At 69.0% G+C, this 19,952-nt stretch carries 20 protein-coding genes; 7 read left to right on the top strand and 13 right to left on the bottom strand.

Annotation, left to right across the window (positions count from 1 at the left end; all coding sequences use genetic code 11):
* Positions 1-57: 57 nt before the first annotated feature.
* Positions 58-606 (bottom strand): GNAT family N-acetyltransferase, encoded by a 549-nt coding sequence (locus ASF87_RS08305; RefSeq protein WP_056375460.1) that lies wholly within the window; start codon positions 604-606, stop codon positions 58-60.
* A 52-nt stretch (positions 607-658) separates the two neighbouring features.
* Positions 659-874 (bottom strand): DUF2945 domain-containing protein, encoded by a 216-nt coding sequence (locus tag ASF87_RS08300; RefSeq protein WP_056375459.1) that lies wholly within the window; start codon positions 872-874, stop codon positions 659-661.
* A 97-nt stretch (positions 875-971) separates the two neighbouring features.
* Here ASF87_RS08300 and ASF87_RS08295 point away from each other — a divergent pair, with 97 nt between their 5' ends.
* A complete protein-coding gene (locus ASF87_RS08295) occupies positions 972-1,850 on the top strand; it encodes a phosphoribosylaminoimidazolesuccinocarboxamide synthase (RefSeq protein WP_056375458.1) in 879 nt (292 codons plus the stop codon).
* Positions 1,851-1,928: 78 nt separating this feature from the next.
* Complete coding sequence (locus ASF87_RS08290) at positions 1,929-3,284, top strand: uracil-xanthine permease family protein (RefSeq protein WP_056375457.1); 1,356 nt, start codon at positions 1,929-1,931, stop codon at positions 3,282-3,284.
* A 98-nt stretch (positions 3,285-3,382) separates the two neighbouring features.
* On the opposite strand, the gene ASF87_RS08285 is transcribed toward ASF87_RS08290, so the two are convergent.
* Genes ASF87_RS08285 through ASF87_RS08265 form a run of 5 tightly spaced genes read right to left on the bottom strand, consistent with a single transcriptional unit; the run spans position 3,383 to position 9,529 of the window.
* On the bottom strand, positions 3,383-5,095 hold the full coding sequence (locus ASF87_RS08285; protein ID WP_056375456.1) for an acetyl/propionyl/methylcrotonyl-CoA carboxylase subunit alpha: 1,713 nt from the start codon (positions 5,093-5,095) through the stop codon (positions 3,383-3,385).
* A complete protein-coding gene (locus ASF87_RS08280) occupies positions 5,092-6,681 on the bottom strand; it encodes a 5-oxoprolinase/urea amidolyase family protein (RefSeq protein WP_056375455.1) in 1,590 nt (529 codons plus the stop codon). Before ASF87_RS08280 ends, ASF87_RS08285 begins: the two co-directional genes overlap by 4 nt.
* The gene (locus ASF87_RS08275) at positions 6,681-7,481 is read right to left on the bottom strand and encodes a putative hydro-lyase (RefSeq protein ID WP_056375454.1); all 801 of its coding nucleotides are present in this window, start codon (positions 7,479-7,481) and stop codon (positions 6,681-6,683) included. Before ASF87_RS08275 ends, ASF87_RS08280 begins: the two co-directional genes overlap by 1 nt.
* Position 7,482: 1 nt before the next feature.
* Positions 7,483-8,247 carry a LamB/YcsF family protein gene (locus tag ASF87_RS08270; protein ID WP_056375453.1) on the bottom strand — a complete coding sequence of 255 codons (765 nt, stop codon included), beginning with the start codon at positions 8,245-8,247 and terminating at the stop codon, positions 7,483-7,485.
* A gap of 4 nt (positions 8,248-8,251) precedes the next feature.
* Positions 8,252-9,529 (bottom strand): NRAMP family divalent metal transporter, encoded by a 1,278-nt coding sequence (locus tag ASF87_RS08265; RefSeq protein ID WP_056375452.1) that lies wholly within the window; start codon positions 9,527-9,529, stop codon positions 8,252-8,254.
* Positions 9,530-9,703: 174 nt separating this feature from the next.
* Between ASF87_RS08265 and ASF87_RS08260 the strand changes: the two genes are divergently transcribed.
* On the top strand, positions 9,704-10,360 hold the full coding sequence (locus tag ASF87_RS08260; protein ID WP_056375451.1) for a GntR family transcriptional regulator: 657 nt from the start codon (positions 9,704-9,706) through the stop codon (positions 10,358-10,360).
* A gap of 34 nt (positions 10,361-10,394) precedes the next feature.
* Here ASF87_RS08260 and ASF87_RS08255 read toward each other — a convergent pair whose 3' ends face one another.
* Positions 10,395-11,060: a TetR/AcrR family transcriptional regulator gene (locus ASF87_RS08255; RefSeq protein ID WP_082508803.1), complete on the bottom strand. Its 666-nt coding sequence runs from the start codon at positions 11,058-11,060 to the stop codon at positions 10,395-10,397.
* Between the two features lie 117 nt (positions 11,061-11,177).
* On the opposite strand from ASF87_RS08255, the gene ASF87_RS08250 reads away from it, so the two are divergent.
* Complete coding sequence (locus ASF87_RS08250; RefSeq protein WP_056375450.1) at positions 11,178-11,993, top strand: DUF1266 domain-containing protein; 816 nt, start codon at positions 11,178-11,180, stop codon at positions 11,991-11,993.
* 98 nt (positions 11,994-12,091) lie between these two features.
* Here ASF87_RS08250 and ASF87_RS08245 read toward each other — a convergent pair whose 3' ends face one another.
* From ASF87_RS08245 to ASF87_RS08225, 5 genes are all read right to left on the bottom strand, one after another.
* Entirely contained in the window at positions 12,092-13,087 is a 996-nt protein-coding gene (locus ASF87_RS08245; protein ID WP_056375449.1) for a LacI family DNA-binding transcriptional regulator, read from the bottom strand.
* A 56-nt stretch (positions 13,088-13,143) separates the two neighbouring features.
* Positions 13,144-14,574 (bottom strand): GH1 family beta-glucosidase, encoded by a 1,431-nt coding sequence (locus ASF87_RS08240; protein ID WP_200933714.1) that lies wholly within the window; start codon positions 14,572-14,574, stop codon positions 13,144-13,146.
* Between the two features lie 5 nt (positions 14,575-14,579).
* Positions 14,580-15,470, bottom strand: coding sequence for a carbohydrate ABC transporter permease (locus ASF87_RS08235; RefSeq protein ID WP_056375447.1), 891 nt, complete (start codon positions 15,468-15,470; stop codon positions 14,580-14,582).
* Positions 15,467-16,570 (bottom strand): carbohydrate ABC transporter permease, encoded by a 1,104-nt coding sequence (locus ASF87_RS08230; protein WP_056375446.1) that lies wholly within the window; start codon positions 16,568-16,570, stop codon positions 15,467-15,469. The genes ASF87_RS08235 and ASF87_RS08230 overlap by 4 nt, the downstream gene beginning before the upstream one ends.
* Positions 16,571-16,738: 168 nt before the next feature.
* Positions 16,739-18,046 (bottom strand): ABC transporter substrate-binding protein, encoded by a 1,308-nt coding sequence (locus ASF87_RS08225; RefSeq protein ID WP_042538061.1) that lies wholly within the window; start codon positions 18,044-18,046, stop codon positions 16,739-16,741.
* A 157-nt stretch (positions 18,047-18,203) separates the two neighbouring features.
* Between ASF87_RS08225 and ASF87_RS08220 the strand changes: the two genes are divergently transcribed.
* From ASF87_RS08220 to purQ, 3 genes are all read left to right on the top strand, one after another.
* Positions 18,204-18,734, top strand: coding sequence for an adenine phosphoribosyltransferase (locus ASF87_RS08220; RefSeq protein ID WP_056375445.1), 531 nt, complete (start codon positions 18,204-18,206; stop codon positions 18,732-18,734).
* Between the two features lie 144 nt (positions 18,735-18,878).
* A complete protein-coding gene (gene purS, locus ASF87_RS08215) occupies positions 18,879-19,127 on the top strand; it encodes a phosphoribosylformylglycinamidine synthase subunit PurS (protein ID WP_056375444.1) in 249 nt (82 codons plus the stop codon).
* Positions 19,124-19,831 carry a phosphoribosylformylglycinamidine synthase subunit PurQ gene (purQ, locus tag ASF87_RS08210; protein WP_056375443.1) on the top strand — a complete coding sequence of 236 codons (708 nt, stop codon included), beginning with the start codon at positions 19,124-19,126 and terminating at the stop codon, positions 19,829-19,831. The genes purS and purQ overlap by 4 nt, the downstream gene beginning before the upstream one ends.
* Positions 19,832-19,952 lie beyond the last annotated feature (121 nt).

Genomic DNA, 19,952 nt, shown 5'->3' with positions numbered 1-19,952 from the left:
TGTGGACTATACGCTCCTTCAGGCCGGTCGACAAGACGGATGCCGACTGCGGCCGATCTACGCCATGGCGGCCGCGAGCTGTTCCGGCGTGAGCGGCCGATCCGCGTACACGAGTCGAACCACCCCCGGGTCGGGGTTGCCCGCGTCGGGCGCACGATGCACGAGGTCGAGTCCCAGCTTCCCGGCGACGCGAGCAGAGGCATGGTTGTGCTCGACGAGGTAGGCGATCACGGGCCGATCCGGCGCGATCACCCTCGCTCTCTCGACTCCGGCCTGCGCCAGCTCGGTCGCCAGCCCCTGACCGTGATGGTCCCCGGCGATGCGATAGCCGATGTTCCACACTGCTCCGCCCAGCAGGGTGCACCCGCCGTTGCCGACGACCTCTCCGGTGTCGCGCAGACGGGCGACCCACGATCCGAGACCGGCATCCGACCAGCTGCGCTCCCACCGCTCCATCATCCGGATCGTCGTCTCGGGGTCGGTGTGACGCAGGCTCGGATAGTGCGTCCACACCCGCGGATCGCTCTGGATCGCGAAGACCTCGTCGAGGTCGGCGGCGACGGGGCGCGACAGGCGCAGGCGTGGGGTCAAGGTGTCGTCGGTCACGAGTCCAGGCTAGGCACCCCCGCAGACACCGGGCGCCGCCCTCCGGGGTCGCTCAGCTGCCCAGCCTCCGCAGCGCCGAGCCCTTGTGCGCGGCCTTCTCGCCGCTCTTCTCGGACTTCACGATGTACGCCGGCTCATCGTCCGAAGCCGTGAAGCTCTGTCCGGCGAAGCGGAAGTCCTTCGTCCGCTTCTCCTCGACCGTGCCGTGCGTTCGTCCTTGGGGCGTGTTCCAGCTCACCCGGTCACCCGTAGACAGGTCCTTCGTCATGACTGCTCCGCTCCGTCGATTCGAGCGTCGCCGATGCCGCGCCGTTCGCACCAGCCCTTGACACGACACCGGCGCCGTCTACCGGGATAATGGGCGGGTGAGCACTCCTTCGGACAGCAATGCGCAGACCATCCCCGGCTGGCGCCACATCTACTCGGGCAAGGTCCGCGACCTCTACGCCTCGGATGACGCCGCCGACACCCGCATCCTCGTGGTCGCCTCCGACCGCGTGAGCGCGTTCGACTCCGTGCTCTCGCCGGGCATCCCCGAGAAGGGTGCGCTGCTGACGCGCCTGAGCCGCTGGTGGTTCAGCCAGCTGAGCGACGTTCCGAACCACCTCGCCGAGGGCGACATCCCGGCGAGCGTCGCCGACCGGGCCATGCTCGCGCAGTCGCTCGAGATGCTGCCGGTCGAGTGCGTCGTGCGCGGCTACATCACCGGCTCCGGCTGGGCCGAATACACCGAGAGCGGCACCGTGTGCGGCATCCCGCTGCCCGCCGGTCTGGAGAACGGCGACCGCCTGCCCGAGCCGCTGTTCACACCGGCCTACAAGGCGCCGATGGGCGAGCACGACGAGAACATCACCTTCGAGCAGACCGTCGAGCTCGTCGGCGCCGACCGCGCGGCCGAGCTGCGCGACGTCTCACTCGCCCTCTACACGCGGGCCGCTGCGATCGCCGAGGAGAAAGGTCTGATCCTCGCCGACACCAAGTTCGAGTTCGGGACGGATGCCGACGGCGTGCTGCACCTGGCCGACGAGGTGCTGACGAGCGACTCGTCGCGCTACTGGGATGCCGAGGCCTGGCGCACCGGTGCGACCCCGAGCGAGCGCATGGCGAGCTTCGACAAGCAGATCGTGCGCGACTGGCTGGCCTCGAACTGGGACAAGCAGGGCGAGCCGCCCGTGCTTCCCGAGGACATCGTGGAGCGCACCGCCGCGCGCTACCGCGAGCTGATCGAGCGCCTCGGGGCCTGACGCGCGCACCCAGGGAACACTCAGGAATCGGTAGTGTTGCTCCAGCACTCCCACTCCCCCCGATCCTGAGGAGCCCGCATGCCCCTGTGGAAGACCCACGGAAACGGCCGCACGGTCGAGCCCGGCGCCGTCGTCAAGCCCGAAGAGCGCCTGAACTGGCCGGCCACGATCGCGATCGGCGCCCAGCACGTCGTCGCGATGTTCGGCGCCACCTTCCTGGTGCCGACGCTGACCGGCTTCCCGGTCTCGACCACGCTGCTGTTCAGCGGTCTCGGCACCCTCATCTTCCTGCTGATCACCAAGAACCAGCTGCCCAGCTACCTCGGCTCATCGTTCGCGTTCATCGCGCCGATCACCGCCGCGGTCGCCGCCGGTGGCACCGGATCCGCCCTGGCGGGAGTCGTGGCGGTCGGCATCCTGCTCACCGTCGTGGGTCTGGTGGTGCAGTTCGCCGGCCTGCGCTGGGTCGACGCGCTGATGCCTCCGGTGGTCGCTGGCGCGATCGTCGCGCTCATCGGCTTCAACCTCGCCCCCACCGCGTGGAGCAACTTCCAGCTCGACCCCGTGACCGCGACCATCACGCTCGTCGCGATCATCCTGTTCGCGGTGCTCTTCCGTGGATTCCTCGGTCGCATCTCTATCTTCCTCGGCGTCGCGGTGGGCTTCATCTACGCCGCCTTCACCGGCTCGTTCGAGGTCCCCAACGCGCTGCGCGGTGGCAAGACGCCCGCAGAGCTCATCGCCGACGCACCGTGGGTGGGCCTGCCCGAGTTCCAGCTCCCCGACTTCGTCGCGCCCGGCACCTGGTCGACCATCGCGATGTTCCTTCCGGTCGTGCTGGTGCTCGTCGCCGAGAACGTCGGCCACGTGCGCGGTGTCGCCACGATGACCGAAGACCCCGCGATCAACAAGCACACCGGTCGCGCTCTCATCGCAGACGGCGTCGCCACGACGATCGCCGGCGGCTTCGGCGGGTCGGGCACGACGACGTACGGCGAGAACATCGGCGTCATGGCCGCGACCCGCGTCTACTCGACCGCCGTCTACTGGGTCGCCGGCCTCTTCGCGATCCTGCTGGCGTTCTCGCCCAAGGTCGGCGAGGTGTTCAACTCGATCCCCGCCGGCGTGCTCGGCGGTGCGACCACCGCGCTCTACGGCCTGATCGGCATCATCGGCATCAAGATCTGGGTCGACAGCAGGGTCGACTTCTCGCGTCCGGTGAACCAGTACACCGCTGCGGTGTCACTCGTGATCGGCATCGCCGGGTTCTCGATGCAGCTCGGCGACTTCGCGTTCGGCGGCATCGTGCTCGGCACGGTCGCAGCTCTCCTGATCTATCACGTGGGCAACGCCATCGCTCGCGCGCGCAAGACCGGTGCCGACGACCCGAGGCCGCTCGAGGCCGTGGGTCCTCTGGGCGGTGACCCCGCATAACCACGCTCGACCCGCGAACCCGAAGATCCCGGATGCTGCAGCTGCGGCGTCCGGGATCTTCGCGTGCGGCGGCGATCGCGATCAGGCGGCGATCGCGCTCAGGCGATCACGGCGATGATTCCCTCCGGCGCGATCGCCGCTGAGAGCTCGGCGCGGTGCGACAGGACGCCGGCGCGATGAGCGGCGACCGTGGTCTCCATCTTCATCGCGTCGAGCACGGCGACCGGATCGCCCTCGGCGACGTGCGCGCCGTCATCAGCGAGCCAGCGCACGAGTGTGCCGGGCGCCGGCGAGCGCAGTTCGGCCGGGTCGGATGCGGAGGGCGCGGGCCCGGAATCCGCCAGCCCGCCGAGTCCCGCGAGCAGGGCGATCGGCAGCCCGAGCACGACCCGACGTCCGTCGATCTCGACGGGGAAGCGCTGGAGTGCGGCATCCGGGGCGGGAGCCGGGCGCAGCTGAGGCTCGAGCCTCGGCAGCAACGTGCTCTCGATCCACTGCGTGTGCACCGCGAAGGTGTCGGTGGCGAACGCCGCGTCGTCGAGCGCGAGCAGATCGAACGGGATGACGGTGGCCGGCCCCTCGACCATGAGCTCGCGCAGCGCCCGTCGTGCCCGCACCAGTGCCGCATCACGGCTGTCGGCGTGCACGATGAGCTTCGCGATCATCGAGTCGAACGCCGGCTGAACAGCATCGCCCGCCTCGATCCCGCTGTCCCAGCGCACACCGGGTCCGCCGGGGATCCGCAGCGACTCCACACGACCGGGACTCGGCAGGAACCCGCGACCAGGGTCTTCCGCGTTGATGCGGAACTCGAAGGCGTGCCCTGTCGGCGTCGGGGTCTCGGTGAACGAGATGCCCTCTCCGAACGCGATGCGGAACTGCTCGCGCACGAGATCCGTGCCGGTGACCTCTTCGGTGACCGGGTGCTCCACCTGCAGGCGGGTGTTCACCTCGAGGAAGGAGATCGTGCCGTCTGCGGCGAGCAGGAACTCGACGGTTCCCGCACCGCGGTACTGCACCTCGGCGCAGATCGCCCTGGCCGCGTCGTGGAATCGCGTGCGCTGGTCACTCGACAGCCCCGGCGCCGGGGCCTCCTCGATGAGCTTCTGATTGCGTCGCTGCATGGAACAGTCCCGGTCGCCGACGACCACGATGCCGCCGAGTCCGTCGCCGAGCACCTGCACCTCGATGTGACGCGGGCTCTCGAGGAACCGCTCGACGAAGCACTCGCCGCGGCCGAAGGCGGCGATGGCCTCCCGGGTCGCGGCGTCGAAGGCGTCGGCGACCTCCGACAGCTCTCGCACCACCTTCAGGCCTCGCCCGCCACCGCCGAATGCCGCCTTGATGGCGATCGGAAGCCCGTGCTGCTCGGCGAAGGACACGGCCTCCGCAGGGCCGGCGAGGGGCTGGTCGGTTCCGGCCGCCAACGGTGCTCCGACGCGCTGCGCGATCCGGCGCGCGGTCATCTTGTCACCGAGCGCGTCGATGCTGTCGGGCGAGGGTCCGATCCAGACGAGCCCTGCGCCTTCCACGGCTCGCGCGAACTCCGCGCTCTCCGAGAGGAATCCGTATCCGGGGTGCACGGCATCCGCCCCGCTCTTCCGCGCCGCAGCGAGCAGCGCATCGATGGAGAGGTACGTGGCCGCAGCGGTGTCTCCCCCCAGACCCAGCGCCTCATCAGCGAGTCGCACGTGCAGGGCATCGGCGTCCTGGTCGGCGTAGACCGCGATCGACGTGTATCCGGCTTCGGCGCAGGCGCGGATGACGCGCACGGCGATCTCTCCGCGATTCGCGATCAGCACCTTGGTCATGAGGTCTCCTTGACGATGAATCGGACGCGTGCACCGGGCGGCAGCTGGCCGGCGAGGTCGAGGCTGCAGTCGGTGAGGGCGCCGATGATCGGATAGCCGCCGGTGAGCGGGTGGTCGGGCAGGAACAGCACGGGCTGGCCGTCCGGAGGCACCTGGATCGCCCCGGTGACGGCGCCCTCGCTGGGCAGCTCACCGCCGACCGACCGTTCCAGGGGCACGGCTCCCTCGAGCCTGATGCCGACCCGATCCGAGCGCGGGGTCGCAGTCCACTCCTGGGCGGTGAGCGTGGCGAGCGCTGCCGCAGTGAACCAGTCGTCGCGAGGACCGAGAGTGATCTCGAGCTCGACCAGCTCGCCGGGTGCGGGGAGCGCCCGCGGCATCGCATCGGGCTCGACGGGATGCGGTGCGCGATCGCCGACACGGAGCACGTCGCCTGCGGCGAGCGCTGCCGGGCCGAGACCGGCGAGGGTGTCGCTCGCGCGGCTGTCCAGCGCCGGTTCCGCCGCCACACCGCCGCGGACGGCGATGACGTAGCGCAGCCCGCTCGCGGGGTGCCCGAGAGTGAGCTCGTCACCGTCGACGGTGGCGAAGGGCACGCCATGGGCGATCTGACGCGCCACGCCACCGTCATCGATCAGTTCGAGGGAGCCGACGGCACCCGCGACGGCGGCGACCCCGGCGCCCCGGAAGCGCAGCACCGCGCCCCCAACGCTCTCGAGCACGGCGGCACCGGTCTCGTTGCCCACCGCACGGTTCGCGTCTCGCATCGCACGACGATCGGCGACGCCTGACGCCGAGACGCCGAGCGCCGCGAAACCCGGGCGACCGGCATCCTGCACCAGCAGCTGCAGTGACGGCCGCACGATCTCGACGGCGGCCGGCATGGGAGAACCCGGGTCCGGCGCACCTGCGACGGCGGGTCGATCGGCGACACCTCGCTCGTCGGCCCGTTCATCTGCGGCGCCCGACGTCACGACCTGCTCGCGCACACGTTCGAACCGCACGGTCGTACCCGGCGACAGCAGCGCAGGCGGGTCGCGGTCGATGTCCCACATCAGGGCATCCGTGCGACCGATGAGCTGCCACCCACCGGGACTCTCACGCGGGTACACCCCGGTGAACTGCCCGGCGAGCGCCACGGACCCTGAGGGCACACGCGTGCGGGGCGACGAACGGCGCGGCACGTCGAACAGAGGATCGCTGCTCACCACATAGCCGAAACCGGGAGCGAAGCCCGAGAAGGCCACCTTCCAATCGGCACCGAGATGACGGTTCACGAGCTCTGCCGCCGACACGCCCAGCAGGGCTGCGGCCTCGTCGAGGTCTTCGCCGTCGTACCGCACCGGCACCGTGACCTCGCCGGTGACCGGCAGGTGAGCGGTGTCGATGTCCGTCGCCGCGAGCGCCTCTGCGAGATCGCCGGCCGAGACGACGAGCGGATCGAAGCGCACGAGCACGGTGCGAGCGCCGGGGATGCGCTCGACCACACCGCGCACTCCGTCCCAGGCGAGGTTCAGGCGCATCGCCTCGTCGAGGTCGGCCGCCTCGACGAGAAGGGCGTGATCGGATGCGGTGAGGATGCGCATCAGACGAGGTACTCGGCATCCGGCACGTCGGTGATGAACATGTACCCCGGTGCGTGGGTGATGGCGAACGGCGGCTTCGAGGCCATGATCGCGGCCTGCGGGGTGACGCCGCAGGCCCAGAACACCGGTACTTCACCGTCGCGCACCTCGGGGGCATCTCCGAAGTCGGGCCGCGCCAGGTCGACCACTCCGAGGGATGCCGGATCTCCGATGTGCACCGGAGCACCGTGCACAGCGGGGGTTCGGCCGGAGATCTGCACGGCATCCGCCACTCGATCCGCCGCGATCGGGCGCATAGACACGACCATCTCGCCACTCAGGCGACCCGCCGGTGCGCAGGGCACCGAGGTGCGGTACATCGGCACATTGCGACCGAGCTCCTGATGACGGATCGGGATGCCGGCCTCGACGAGTCCGGACTCGAACGTGAAGCTGCATCCGATGAGGAACGAGACGAGGTCCGGATGCTCCGCCCAGGCCGCCGTCGCGTCGGTGACCTCTTCGGCCAGTTCGCCGTCGCGCCAGATGCGATACCGGCCGATGTCCGTGCGGATGTCGCTGCCCGGCGCGAGCCGTGACTCCACCTCTCCCTGCTCGATGACCTCGAGCACGGGGCACGGCTTCGGGTTGCGCTGTGCGAAGAGCAGGGTCTCGAAGGCCCAGTCCGCGGGCACGGAGATGAGATTGGCCTGTGTCAGCCCGACCGCGACCCCACTGGTCGGCTCGGCGTGCCCGTCCCGGATGGCGGCTCGGGCCGCACGCGCATCGGCGAGCTGGGCTGAGGTGGCGAGGACGGTCATGTCAGACGCCCGCGAACGGTGCGATCGTGATGCCCGCGTCCTGCAGCATCCGCTTCGTCTCTGCCGCCATGGCCACCGAACCAGGACTGTCTCCGTGCACGCAGATCGACTGCGCGCTGACAGGGACGTCGGTGCCGTCGATCGCGCGGATCACTCCCTCGCCGGCCAGGCGCACCATGCGCTCGGCGACCGCCGCGGGATCATGCAGCACAGACCCGGGCTCGGTGCGCGAGACGAGCTGTCCGTCGGGCTGATACGCCCGATCGGCGAAGGCCTCTGCCGCAGTCTGCAGCCCCGCGCGTTCGGCGACGTCGAGCACGACGCCACCGGCCAGGCCCAGCAGCACGAGGCTCGGATCGATCGCGCGGATGGCCGCCACCACGTCCTGTGACTGCCGCTCGTCGCGGGCGATCGTGTTGTACAGCGCTCCGTGCGGCTTGACGTAGGCGACCTTTCCGCCGACCGCGGCGGCGAGACCGATCAGCGCCCCGAGCTGATACTCGACATGCGCCTGCAGCGTGGCCGAATCGATGTCGACCTTCGTGCGGCCGAAGTTCTCGTAGTCGCGGTAGCCGGGGTGCGCGCCGATCACGACGCCTCCGGCCACCGCGCTCGCGAGGGTCTCACGGATGCCCTCGGGGCTGCCCGCGTGGAAGCCGCACGCCACGTTCGCGCTCGTCACGAGGTCGAGCATGCTCTCGTCGTCGCTGACCACGCGGTCGGGGACGTTCTCGCCGAGGTCGGAGTTCAGGTCGATGGATGCCATGGGGTCACGCTCCGGTTCCGAGGAAGGCGAAGATGGGGCCGACCGAGACGATGCCCATGTACCAGGTGAGCAGCGTCACGAGCGTGCCAGCGATGAGCAGCCACATCGGGTACTTCTTCGAGCCGAGCAGATCACGGCGGAACCAGCCGATGTACATGAAGACCGTGAGTCCGATCGGGAGGATGAGGCCGTTGAAGCCGCCGACGAACACGAGGATCGCGGCCGGAGCCGTGCCGATCGACACGTAGACGATCAGCGACACGACGATGAAGGCGACGGTGGCCAGCTGCAGCGGCCAGCCGCCCCTGAGCTTCTTCGTGAAGGTCGAGAGGAAGGTCGCCGACGTGTACGCCGCGCCGATCACCGAGCTGATGGCCGCGGCCCAGAAGATCGCGCCGAAGATGCGCAGCCCCGCATCGCCGAGCACGGCGCCGAAGGCCTGCCCTGCGGGGTTCGCGGCCTGGCTCGACAGGTCGAGCGAGACGCCCGAGGCGACCACACCGAGGATCGCGAGGAACAGCACGTAGCGCATGACGCCCGTGACGAGGATGCCGTTCGCCGCGGCGCGCATCACCGGGCCGGCCTGCTCCGGACCGGTGTGTCCGGAGTCGAGGTAGCGGTGGGCGCCCGAGTAGGTGATGTATCCGCCGACCGTTCCGCCGACGATCGTGGTGATCGTGGCGAAGTTCAGTTCGTCGGGCACGAACGTCTGTCGCAGGGCCTCGCCGATCGGCGGCTGGGCGATCACGGCGACGATCACGGTCATCACGATCATGCCCACGCCGAGCACGATCAGCACGACGTCCATCACCGGGCCCGCCTTCTTGACGAGGAAGATGATGATCGCGAGGGCCGCGGTGAGTGCGCCGCCGAGCTTGGGATCGATGCCGAGCAGGGCGTTGAGGCCCAGTCCGCCACCCGCGATGTTGCCGATGTTGAAGGCCAGTCCGCCGATCACGACGAGCACGGCGATCAGGTGTCCGGAGAACGGGATGGCGCTGTTGGCGAGCTCTCCGGCGCGCTTGCCCGATGAGGTGATCATGCGCCAGACGTTCAGCTGCACTGCGATGTCGATGAGGATCGAGATGAGGATCGCGAACGCGAAGGCGGCCCCCATCGTCGCGGTGAACGTGGCCGTCTGGGTGATGAATCCGGGGCCGATGGCGCTGGTGGCCATCAGGAAGATCGCGCCGATCACGGCGCTGCGGCCTGCCCGCCTCTTGGCTCCGGCGAGGCGGACTTCGTCTTCTGCGGACAGCGGGGCTGCGGTGTTCTCTGACATTGCGGGGGATTTCCCATCGTCGTTGGTGGGTGTCGAGTGACACCCAGTGTAGAACGGATCGAGCAATATTGTTCAACAACTTTGTTTCGGCTGTGCTACGACCGAGTTGCGTTCGCGTGTTGCCGCGGTCGCCTCCTCGAACGATCCGCCGCGTCCGCCGCCTACGATGAAGGCATGAACCAGCAGGGCATGCTCGCCGATGCGCTCCGTCAGCAGATCATCGACGGCGCCTTCGCCCCCGGTTCGCGGCTGTCGGAATCTTCCCTCGCCGAGCACTTCGGCGTCGCGCGCAACACGCTGCGAGAGGCGTTCCGCGCGCTCTCCGAGCAGGGTCTTCTCGAGCACGTGCCGCACCGGGGCGTCTCCGTCGCGTCGCCCTCGATAGCCGACGTCATCGACATCTACCGAGCACGCCGCGTCATCGAGTGCACGGCGCTCCTGCACTCCGAGCCCGAGCACCCCTCGGTGCAGCGGATGCAGCAGGCGGTGCTCGCCGCTGAGGAGGCCGCCCGGGATGCCGTCCACGACGACGCGGGCGCCTGGCGCGAGGTGGGCAGCGCCAACATGGCATTTCACGTCGCCCTGGTCGATCTCGCCGACAGCCCCCGCCTGGCCCGCACATATCGCGACCTGGCGGCCGAGCTGCGGCTGGCGTTCCTGAAGATCGACGATCCGCGATCGCTCCACGAGCCGTTCGTGCGCAAGAACCGCGCCGTGCTCGACACCTTCCTCACGCAGGGCGCGCAGGAAGGCGCGGCCGAGCTCGAGCGCTACCTCGTGCAGTCGGAACGCGTCGTGCTCGGTGCGTTCGCCCGGATGCAGCTGGGCTGATCCCGACCCTCGCCGATCGATGTCGGTGCCGGGGTCATTCCTCTGCGCGCAGCGCGCCGGACGCTCTGGTCCTCGCGTCGGGGTCCCGCGGGGCGAGCTGGAGAGGAAGCGGCGCCTGCGGCTCGGGGAGCCCGTAGAGCCGGTGCATCCAGCGGCGAGCGTCTTCGAGAGGATACGTGTCGCCGTAGACGGCGTACTTCATGAAGATGCCCTCGAGGGTGCTGCGCAGCATGATCTCCTCGAGCGCCGGGTCGGCGGCGCCGCGCTCGCGGAAGATCCCGCGAACGATGTCCTCCGACGCCCTCGCCTGCTCGGCGTGCCGCTCTTCGGCCTCCGCATACAGGCGGTGGGTGGTCGGCTGCTGCTGCATCGCGAAGACCGCTCGCTGCACCGGAAGGGCGTAGCCCGTGGCGGTGAGGGCGCCGTCGATGATGCCGGCGAGACGGTCGTCGGCCGACCCCTCGGCTTGGGGGATCCCGAACAGCGTCTCGAACCAGCGGTCGAGCACTGCAGCGATCAGCCGCTCCTTGTTCCCGAAGTGATAGTTCGCGAGGCCCTGAGCCACTCCGGCTCGCCGCGTGATCTCAGCGATGCTCGCGCCCGAGACGCCACGCTCGGCGAACAGATCGACCGCTGCCCGCAGGATGGCTTCGCGGGATCGTTCACGCGCCGCCCGGTTGTGTTCGTCTGAACGTGCCATTCGTGTCCCGCTCCCCAGCATCGGACGACTTCGATTTCTCCCCCCGGACGCTATATATTAGCGACTGAATAGCTGTTCAAGCTATGAGCGACGCCAGGCCTCACCCTCAGGAGTGTGATGAGCACGACAGGATGGTTCATGCGACCCCAGAGGCTCGCGCCATCCGAGCAGTTCTCCACGGACGACACCGAGGCGAACGAGATCGCCCTGGGACTGCTGCAGATCAGCAGCCTGCCGTCCGGTCCGTGGAACGACCCGAGTGCCCCCGGCCTCGGAACCGAGGAGAAGGCGCTGCTCGCCGAGCAGTGGGGCATCCACGATCGCGCGGACTGGCTCGGCATGATCGACCACTTGACCACGGTGCGACGACGACGTCATGCCTGGATGCTCCATCTCGCCGTGCGCAACGACCTGCACACAGCCCTCGGGCGTGTCCCGACGACGACGGAGTGGCTCGCCGCGATCGCCGATGAGGGCGGGGACCGACGCGACGCACGACCCTTCGCCCGCGGCATCGAGCACATCGAGCAGGAGGTGCGCAGGCGAGTCGGCAAAGACATCGTGACGCCCGACCTCTACGTACGCACCCTCGACGCGTACGCACTCGGCCAGGCCGTGGCGATGACGACCTGGGGTGTGGCTCTCGGATACGCCGACGTCGCCGAGGCGCGTCGCATCATCCACCGGATCAGCGTCGACACCCGCCCGTCGTTCGTGTCGTGGGCCGATTTCGGCCTGAGCTACATCGCCGGACGCGTCATGCACTGGAGCGATGGCGATCTCGACGAGGACTCGTTCGAGAAGTACGGCGATTCGTGGACCGTCTTCGCGAGTGCATCCACCGCGAAGCGGAACGGCCCGTGGGCGACGATGCCGTGGCCCGCGGTCATCGATCAGCGATCTCGGCGCCGTCACCAGTACCGGATCACCTGACCGACCCAGACCCACGGATGCGGGCCGACCTGGAGGGGCGTAGGGTCCGCATCCGTGTTCACTTCCGCGCCGGCGGAGACGCGGATCGCGTGGAGCGGCTACGACGAGGCGCGCACCACGAGCTCGGTCGGAAGGATCGTCGTGTGCGCGGGGTCTCGACCGGCGAGGCGCGAGAGCAGCACTCCGGCCATCGCCTCCCCCTGCGCATACATGGGCTGTCGCATCGTGGTCAGCTGCGGCTCTGTGCTCAGCGCGACGGACGAGTCGTCGAATCCGACGAGCGCGACGTCTTCGGGAACGCGGATGCCGGCGGAGCGCAGCGCCGTCAGTGCGCCACGGGCCATGAGGTCGCTGGCGACGAAGATCGCGTCGGGGCGGCCCTCGGCGAGGATGCGGCGCGCCGCATCCGCTCCGCTGGCCTCGCTGTAGTCACCCGCCTCTTCGGCGAACGGCGCGAGCCCGGCGTCCGCCAGTGCGCCGCGGAAGCCCTGCACGCGGTCGACCGACGAGACCATCGTCATGGGTCCCGAGATCGTCGCGATGCGTGTGCGGCCGGTCTCGATCAGATGCTGGGTGGCCGTGCGAGCTCCGGCGACGTTGTCGACGTCGACCACGTAGTCGCCCTCGCGGATCCGCACCGGTCGGCCGCCCCAGACCACGGGCACGGCGTCGGCGACCCGGTCGATGAAGGCGTCGCTGGTGTGGTGAGACACGATGAGCGCGCCGTCGACACCGCCGTTGCGCACGAAGCTGGTCATCTTGTCGCCGGGATCGTCGCTCGCGATGAGCAGGTTGAGCAGGTAGTCCGACCCCCGGAGCGCACCCGTGATGCCTGCGACGATCGACGCGAAGAACGGGTCGCCGAAGAAGCGCGTGGTGTCTTCGGGCACGATCAGCGCGATCGCGTGAGTCTGCCTCGACGCGAGCGAGCGAGCCGCGCGATTGGGCACGTAGCTGAGCTCCTCGATCGCGCGCTTCACCGACTCGAGGGCTTCAGGGCTCACCGCCGTCGAGCCGTTGACGACCCGCGACACCGTCGATCTCGACACCCCTGCGGCCGATGCCACCTCTTCGATGGTCGCTCGTGACGACACGGCTCTCCCCTCTGTCCGGCCGCGAGGCCGGATGCTCTCGACTGTCGCTGCCGGCGTCAGAGAGCGCGGGCGGCGATGATGCGAGCGTACTCCCGACCGGAGTCCTTCAGACTCCGCTCCTGGGTGTCGTAGTCGACGCGCACGATGCCGAAGCGCTTGTCGTAGCCCCATGCCCATTCGAAGTTGTCGAACATCGACCAGTAGAAGTAGCCGCGCACATCGACGCCGGCATCTGCCGCATCGAGCACGGCCGCGAGGTGCAGCCGCAGGAACTCGGTGCGGTCGGCGTCGTGCACACGGGTCTCGCCGTCTTCGACCACGGCGACGTCGTCGTAGGCAGCACCGTTCTCGGTCATGTAAAGCACGGTTCCTGCGGGCTCGGCGTAGTCGGTCCACACGCGCTGCAGCAGACGGGTCAGCCCCTCGGGCTGCACCTCCCAATTCTGGGCGGTGCGCGGCAGTCCGCGTTCGACCGCGTAGATGCCATCGCTCGACGGGTAGGGGCTGCGTGCGGGGCGATCCGTCGCGGGCCCTCCGCTGACCGGCATCTCCGCCGGCGCCGTGCCCGACACGAAGTCGCCGTGGTAGTAGTTGACGCCCTGCGTGTCGATGGGCTGCGAGATCACGTCGAGATCGCCGTCATGTACGGCATCCGTGAAGCGCGCCACCGCGTCGGCATCCACCGCCCTGATGTCCCTGATGATGTCGTCGGGGTACACGCCGCGGTAGATCGGGTCGAGGAACCAGCGGTTGAACTGGCCGTCGACCCGACGAGCTGCGTCGACGTCGGCGGGATTCGCCGGATCAGCCGGGTCTGCGACGGTGTGGTTCAGGGTGATGCCGAGGTTGAGGCTCGCATCCCGACCGCGCAGCTCGCGCACCGTCTCGCCGTGGGCGAGCAGCAGGTGGTGGGCCGAGAGCAGCCCCTCGGCGACGCTCGTGTGGCCGGGAGCGTGCTCGCCGCCCGTGTAGGAGAGGAACGACGAGCACCAGGGTTCGTTCAGCGTCGTCCACACGTTCACGCGGTCGCCCAGTGCGTCGTGCATCGTGCCCGCGTACTCGAGGAAGCGTCCGACGGTGTCGCGGTTCGTCCAGCCGCCGGTCTCCTGCAGCGCCTGCGGCATGTCCCAGTGATACAGGGTCAGCCACGGCAGGATGTCGTTCGCGAGCAGCTCGTCGACGAGGCGCTCGTAGAAGTCGACGCCCTTCGCGTTGACCGCGCCGCCGTCAGGACGCACCCGCGACCACGAGGTCGAGAAGCGGTAGGTCTGCAGCCCGAGCTCTTTCATGAGCGCGACGTCCTGCGGATAGCGGTGATAGTGGTCGCACGCCACGTCGCCGTTGTCTCCGCCGATCACCGCACCCGGCTCGCGGCTGAAGGCATCCCAGATCGACGCGGTGCGCCCGTCTTCGAAAGCGGCCCCCTCGATCTGGTACGCCGCTGTCGCGGCGCCGAACAGGAAGTTCTCGGGGAAGGCGCGGGTCATAGGGGTCATCCTTTCACCGCGCCCGCCATGATGCCACTGACCAGCTGCCGGCCCGCCACCACGAAGAGGACGAGCAGCGGAAGGGTCGCGAGCACCGCGCCGGCGAGCACGATCGAGTAGTCGATGTAATAGCCGGACTGCAGCTGGCTGAGCGCCGTCTGCAGAGTCGGGTTCTGCGGGGAGAGCACGATCAGCGGCCACAGGTAGTCGGTCCACGCGGTCATGAAGGTGAAGAGCCCGAGGATCGCCATGGCGGGCCGAGCCGCCGGGAGGCCGACGGTGAGGAACGTGCGGAACTGGTTCGCGCCGTCCATGCGCGCGGCCTCGATCAGCTCGTCGGGGATCACGTCGACCAGGTACTGCCGCATGAAGAAGACGCCGAAGGCGGTGACCAGGGTCGGCACGATGACCGCGCCTATCGATCCCGTCCAGCCGAGCTCGCGCATCAGCATGAACAGGGGGATGATGCCGAGCTGCGTCGGGATCGCCATGGTCGCGATCACGAAGATCATCAGTCCGTCGCGTCCCTTGAAGCGGAGCTTGGCGAACGCGTAGCCGGCGAGCGTCGAGAACGTCACGACCGACAGCGTGATGATGCCGGAGATGAGGAACGAGTTTCCGAGCGCCAGCCAGAACGGGATCGCGTCGAACACCTTGGCGGCGTTCGTGAAGAAGTTGCCGCCGGGGATCAGCGGCAGGGTCTCGCCGCGCGTCGAGTTGGTGCCGCTCGCCACGACGACCGACCACCACAGCGGGTAGACGCTGCCGATGATGAATGCGGCGAGCAGGCCGTAGGTGAGAAATCCGGGGCGGCTGCCGATTCCGGCATTTCCGCCGACGGCACCTCGGCGCCTGCGGATCTTCTCGGGGACGCTCAGCGCCTGTGTGGCGGTCATCGCGCGTTCTCCTCAGTAGTGGTGGCGATCGTCGAGCCGGCGGCTGCGGCCGTCGCGGCTGCGGCCGTCGCGGCTGCGGCCGCGGCGGTGCGTGCGCGCCGTCGCGCGACACGGCTCTGGGGAGCATCCCCGGTCGAGATCCGCCTCGAGATGAGGAAGTTGATCACTCCGATGCCCACGATGAGCAGGAACAGCAGGATCGCGACGGCGGATGCTTCGCCGAGGTCTCGGCGGAAGAAGGCGAGCTCCCACAGGAACAGCACCGTGGTCTGGAACTGTCGGTCGCTGCCGCCGATGCCGCCCGCGGTCGAGACGTCGAACAGACGGGGCTCGGCGAAGATCTGCAGACCGCCGATCGTGGCCGTGATGATCACGAAGATGAGGGTCGGGCGGATCGTGGGGATCGTGATCGAGAAGAAGCGACGCGCGGCTCCTGCGCCGTCGAGCGCGGCCGACTCGTAGAGGTCGCGAGGCACCGCCTGCATGGCGGCGAGCAGGATGAGGGCGTTGTAGCCGGTCCAGCGGAAGTTCACCATCACGGCGATCGCCAGGTGCGAGAGCGCGGTGTCGTGCTTCCACTGCTGGTCGGCGATGCCGATCAGGTTGAGCAGGTTGTTGGCGAGGCCGTCGGCCTCGTTGAAGATGCTCGAGAAGATGATGGCGACGGCGACGGGCGTGACCACGAACGGGATGAGGATGCTCATGCGCCAGAAGGTGGGGGCGCGGAGGCCGCGATCGAGCAGGTAGGCGATCACCAGGGCGACCGCGAGCTGCGGGATCGCCGACAGCAGGAAGATGCTCAGGGTGTTGAAGATCGAGTTCCAGAACATCGCGTCGCCGAGGATCTCGACGAAGTTCCCTGCGCCGATGAACTCACCCTGCCCCTTGAGCAGGTCCCACTCGTGCACGGCCACCCACACCGTGTAGAGCAGAGGGAAGAGTCCGACCAGCCCGAACAGCAGGAAGAACGGCGAGATGTAGAAGTACGGGGACGCGTTCTGGTCGAACCGCGAGAGGCGGTGCCGCCAGGGACGCCGGCCGGCGGCATCCGCCTTCGGCGCATCGGATGCCGTCTCGCGGCGTTCCGCTGTGAGGGTCATGAGGGGTTCCTTCGTCTGGGTGGCGCGTTTCGTCTCGCTCGGCTCCGCCGTGCTCGCTCGACGACCGGAGAGTCGTCGGTCGTTGAGCGAGGAGCGAAGCCCCGAGACGAGACGCGGTGAGCGTTTCGTCTCGGGCGGCTCCGCCGCGCTCGCTCAACGACCGGAGGGTCAGTCGACCAGCTCGTTCAGGAGCTTGACCGCGGCGTCCCAGGCACCCTGGGTGTCGGTCTCGCCACGGTCGAGGCCGCTGAGGGCCGGACCGAAGACGTTCTCCTGGATCACCGAGTCATCGGCGCCCTTGAACTGCGCCACGACACCCTTCGCACGCTCGGCGAGGATGGCGCCGGTGGGGGCGTCGTTGAAGAACGCGTTCGGCGTCGCCTCTGCAGAGAGCGTCTCCTGCGCCTCGACGGTGGAGGGGAAGTTGCCCGCGGCGGCGGACTGCTTGACCTGCTGCTCGGGCTGCGTCAGCCAGTCGGCCAGGTCGGCCGCGGCTTCCTTGTGCTCGGAGCTCTCGGGGATCGACAGGAAGGCGCCGCCCCAGTTGGCTGCTCCGCCGGGGAACACGTCGGCGAAGTCCCAGCCGGTGGACGCGTCGCCGCCTCCGGCCTCGACCTGACCCTGCACGACTCCGAGCATCCAGCCGGGGCAGACGAACGTGGCGAAGGTGCCGTCGACGAACGACTTGCCGCCGTTCCAGTCCCATGCGGTCTGCGCGGCGGACTGGCCGCCCTCGGTCGCGGAGCCGAGCAGTTCGAAGCGCTCCTTGAGCTCGGCGTTGTCCTCGACGTTGAGCTCGCCATCGGAGGTGTAGTAGCCCTCGTCGAGCTGGTTGACCATGGCGTTCCAGACGAAGCCGGAGTGGTCATACCAGGCCTTGCCGGTCTTCGCCGTGTACTCGGCACCCACCGCGAAGTAGTTCTCCCAGTCGCCGTTCAGCAGCTCGGCCACCGACTCGCGGTCGCTCGGGAGTCCGGCCGCCTCGAAGGCTGCGCCGTTGTAGCAGATGCCGCTCGGGCCGATGTCGGTGCCGTAGCCGATCACGCGGCCCTCGGCATCGGTCGCCTGTCCGTACTTCCAGTCGACCCAGTCGGCCTTGCGGTCTTCGATGCCGTAGTCGCGCAGGTCGACGAAGGTGTCGGAGACGTCCATGATGGCGCCGAGCCAGCCCTCCTCGATCGCGACGACGTCGCTGAGGCCCGAGCCTGCCGCGATCTTCGTGAACGCGTCGGTGCGGGCGTTGCCGCCGGTGTCGATGTTGGTCGCCTCGATCGTGACGTTCGGGTTCGCCTTCTCGTACTCGTCGTAGAGGTCGTCGTATCCGAAGGTGCCGAACGTCGTGACGGTCAGCGTGACCTTCTCGTCACCGGTGGCGCTGTCTCCCGAGTCGGCGGAGGCGCAGCCGGCGAGGGCCAGGGCAGAGACGGATGCGACGGCTGCTGCCGTCAGGATCCGCTTGCGGGCACGTGTGTTCACAGTTCACTCCTTTGTGGTGGGTCGTGCGGTGGTGGTGCGTGTGGTGCGTCGGGGTGATGCACGGGGCGCCTGTGGGAGCGCTCCCACGCATTGAAGAGAGACTCTATGGGAGCGCTCCCACGAATGTCAAGCCCTCGCTTTGGCGTACCCTTGACCGGTGCCCGACACCGAACTCTCCCCCACCCTCGTCCGCGCCGAATCGCTGATCCGCAGCATCCCGGACTACCCGGAGGCGGGGACGATCTTCCGCGACATCACGCCGCTGCTCGCCGACGCCGAGGCGCTCCAGGCCACGACCGATGCGATCATCGCGCCGTTCGCAGGGCAGTTCGACGTGGTCGCGGGCATCGAGGCGCGCGGGTTCATCCTCGCGGGGGCCGCCGCCATCGCCGCCGGCGTGGGACTCATCCCGATCCGCAAAGCCGGCAAGCTGCCCCGCCCCGCGGCATCCGTCGACTACGCCCTCGAATACGGCACGGCGACGATCGAGATGCACGACGACCTGCCCGCGGGATCCCGCGTGCTGCTGATCGACGACGTGCTCGCCACGGGGGGCACACTCGCCGCAGGACGCGAGCTCGTGGAGCGCCTCGGCAGCCACGTCGTCGGCATCTCGGTGCTGTTCGAGATCGACGGCCTGGGCGGCCGCGAGGCCATCGGCGACCTGCACACCGTCTTCCACGCCTGACCCTCGTCACCCCGGGAATCGAGCGACTCTCGAGCCGGTAGACTGGTCGCGCCCGTCCGCCCGCGACTTCCGCGTTTCGACTCCTCGCTGCGCTCGTCGCTCAACGACCGATAGCTGCGGCCTGCGGCCGCCAGGAGGATCCACATGCCCACCATCGTCGTCGACGTCATGCCCAAGCCCGAACTGCTCGACCCGCAGGGGAAGGCCGTCTCTGGCGCATTCTCCCGTCTGGGCGTCGAGGGCTTCACCGATGTCCGCATCGGCAAGCGCTTCGAGCTCACCGTCGAGGGCGAGGTCACCGACGAGATCCTCGACGAGGCTCGTCGCATCGCCGACGAGGTGCTCTCCAACTCCGTGATCGAAGACGTCGTGGGCATCGAGGTCGCCGAGTGACCACGCGCATCGGCGTCATCACCTTCCCCGGCTCGCTCGACGACCGCGACGCGCAGCGCGCCGTGCGCATCGCCGGCGCCGAGCCCGTCGCCCTCTGGCACGGTTCGCACGACCTCGAAGGCGTCGATGCCCTGGTACTGCCCGGTGGCTTCAGCTACGGCGACTACCTGCGCGCCGGAGCGATCGCCGCACTGTCGCCGATCATGAGCGAGGTCAAGGACGCAGCTGCCAAGGGCATGCCGATCCTCGGCATCTGCAACGGCTTCCAGATGCTCGTCGAGGCGCACCTGCTGCCCGGCGGCCTGATCCGCAACGACCACCAGCACTTCGTGCGTCGCGACCAGAAGCTCATCGTCGAGAACTCCGACACGGCGTGGACGAACCGCTTCCGCACCGGCCAGGAGATCACGATCCCGCTGAAGAACGCCGACGGCGGCTACATCGCCGACGAAGAGACGCTCGACCGTCTCGAGGGCGAGGGTCTCGTGGCCTTCCGCTATGCGGGCGTCAACCCCAACGGATCGCTGCGCGACATCGCCGGACTCACCAACGAGGCGGGCAACGTCGTGGGGCTCATGCCGCACCCCGAGCACGCCACCGAGGCCGGCTTCGGCCCCGACACCTCGGCCGCCATGCGCTCGGGCCTCGACGGACTCGACTTCTTCACGAGCGCGGTCGCCGCGGTCGCCCGCGTCGCCGCGTAAGCAGCACCCGGGCGCCGCGCCGCTTCGGCTCTAGCTCGTAGCTCGCGCCGAAGATGAACGCGCCCGCGCCGAGCGAGGTCGTCGTCCGCATCCGCATGCTCGCATCCGCATCCCCATCCGA

The sequence above is a fragment of the Microbacterium sp. Leaf161 genome (assembly GCF_001423645.1).
Taxonomy (GTDB): domain Bacteria; phylum Actinomycetota; class Actinomycetes; order Actinomycetales; family Microbacteriaceae; genus Microbacterium; species Microbacterium forte.
The sequence above is the reverse complement of the archived record's forward strand: the minus strand, read 5'-3'. Positions and strand labels throughout refer to the sequence as shown.

Excerpts from the sequence above, each read along its gene's own strand:
- ASF87_RS08300 (WP_056375459.1), bottom strand. The coding sequence starts at position 874 with ATGACGAAGGACCTGTCTACGGGTGACCGGGTGAGCTGGAACACGCCC.
- ASF87_RS08290 (WP_056375457.1), top strand. The coding sequence starts at position 1,929 with ATGCCCCTGTGGAAGACCCACGGAAACGGCCGCACGGTCGAGCCCGGC.
- ASF87_RS08285 (WP_056375456.1), bottom strand. The coding sequence starts at position 5,095 with ATGACCAAGGTGCTGATCGCGAATCGCGGAGAGATCGCCGTGCGCGTC.
- ASF87_RS08280 (WP_056375455.1), bottom strand. The coding sequence starts at position 6,681 with ATGCGCATCCTCACCGCATCCGATCACGCCCTTCTCGTCGAGGCGGCC.
- ASF87_RS08275 (WP_056375454.1), bottom strand. The coding sequence starts at position 7,481 with ATGACCGTCCTCGCCACCTCAGCCCAGCTCGCCGATGCGCGTGCGGCC.
- ASF87_RS08270 (WP_056375453.1), bottom strand. The coding sequence starts at position 8,247 with ATGGCATCCATCGACCTGAACTCCGACCTCGGCGAGAACGTCCCCGAC.
- ASF87_RS08265 (WP_056375452.1), bottom strand. The coding sequence starts at position 9,529 with ATGTCAGAGAACACCGCAGCCCCGCTGTCCGCAGAAGACGAAGTCCGC.
- ASF87_RS08260 (WP_056375451.1), top strand. The coding sequence starts at position 9,704 with ATGAACCAGCAGGGCATGCTCGCCGATGCGCTCCGTCAGCAGATCATC.
- ASF87_RS08255 (WP_082508803.1), bottom strand. The coding sequence starts at position 11,060 with ATGGCACGTTCAGACGAACACAACCGGGCGGCGCGTGAACGATCCCGC.
- ASF87_RS08250 (WP_056375450.1), top strand. The coding sequence starts at position 11,178 with ATGAGCACGACAGGATGGTTCATGCGACCCCAGAGGCTCGCGCCATCC.
- ASF87_RS08240 (WP_200933714.1), bottom strand. The coding sequence starts at position 14,574 with ATGACCCGCGCCTTCCCCGAGAACTTCCTGTTCGGCGCCGCGACAGCG.
- ASF87_RS08235 (WP_056375447.1), bottom strand. The coding sequence starts at position 15,470 with ATGACCGCCACACAGGCGCTGAGCGTCCCCGAGAAGATCCGCAGGCGC.
- ASF87_RS08230 (WP_056375446.1), bottom strand. The coding sequence starts at position 16,570 with ATGACCCTCACAGCGGAACGCCGCGAGACGGCATCCGATGCGCCGAAG.
- purS (WP_056375444.1), top strand. The coding sequence starts at position 18,879 with ATGCCCACCATCGTCGTCGACGTCATGCCCAAGCCCGAACTGCTCGAC.